Here is a 1,109-nt window from a genome sequence, read left to right as displayed (position 1 = left end):
GCGCCGGTGAGCGGTTGAGCCGTGAGGACGGTATCGCGCTCTACGCGTGTGATGACCTGGCGTGGCTGGGTGGTCTGGCGCATGAGGTGCGTACCCGTAAGAACGGCGATGTCGTCCACTTCAACGTCAACCGTCATCTGAACATGACGAATGTGTGCACCGCGTCGTGTGCGTACTGCTCCTTCCAGCGCAAGCCGGGGGAGAAGGACGCGTACACGATGCGGATCGAGGAGGCCGTGCGGCTGGCCAAGGCCATGGAGCACGAGAACCTCACCGAGCTGCACATCGTCAACGGCCTGCATCCGACGCTGCCGTGGCGGTACTACCCGCGGTCGCTGAAGGCTTTGAAGGAGGCGCTGCCGGAGGTCTCGCTCAAGGCGTTCACCGCCACCGAGATCCACCACTTCGAGACGATCTCGGGTCTGTCGGCCTCGGAGATCCTCGATGAGCTGATCGAGGCGGGGCTGGAGTCGCTGACCGGTGGGGGCGCGGAGATCTTCGACTGGGAGGTGCGGCAGCACATCGTCGATCACCGCACCCACTGGGAGGACTGGTCGCGCATCCACCGGCTGGCGCACGAGAAGGGTCTGAAGACCCCTTCGACGATGCTCTACGGGCACATCGAGGAGCCCCGTCACCGGGTGGACCATGTGCTGCGGCTGCGGGAGTTGCAGGACGAGACCGGCGGCTTCCAGGTGTTCATTCCGCTGCGCTACCAGCATGACTTCGTCGACATGCAGGACGGCAAGGTCCGCAACAAGCTGCAGGCGCGCACCACGATGGCCACCGGCGCGGAGGCGCTGAAGGTCTTCGCGGTCTCCCGGCTGCTGTTCGACAACGTCCCGCACGTCAAGTGCTTCTGGGTGATGCACGGTCTGCAGACCACCCAGCTCGCCCTCCAGCACGGCGCGGACGACATGGACGGCTCGGTCGTCGAGTACAAGATCACTCACGACGCGGACAACTACGGAACGCCCAACAAGCTGACCCGTGAGGACCTGCTGGAGCTGATCCGCGACGCCGGCTTCCGCCCGGTGGAGCGCAACACCCGCTACGAGGCGATCCGCGAGTACCCCGGCCCCGACCCCGAGCGCCGCGAGTCCCCCCAG

General features: G+C 65.9%; 1 protein-coding gene. It reads left to right on the top strand.

The genetic code is table 11. The features are described 5' to 3' along the window. Nucleotides 1–1,109, top strand: a 1,109-nt coding sequence (gene mqnE / locus AB0G84_RS36190; protein ID WP_361330966.1) for an aminofutalosine synthase MqnE, incomplete at both ends; no start/stop codon positions are given.

The sequence above is a fragment of the Streptomyces sp. NPDC020742 genome (genome assembly GCF_040641675.1).
Taxonomy (GTDB): Bacteria; Actinomycetota; Actinomycetes; order Streptomycetales; family Streptomycetaceae; genus Streptomyces.
The sequence above is the reverse complement of the archived record's forward strand: the minus strand, read 5'-3'. Positions and strand labels throughout refer to the sequence as shown.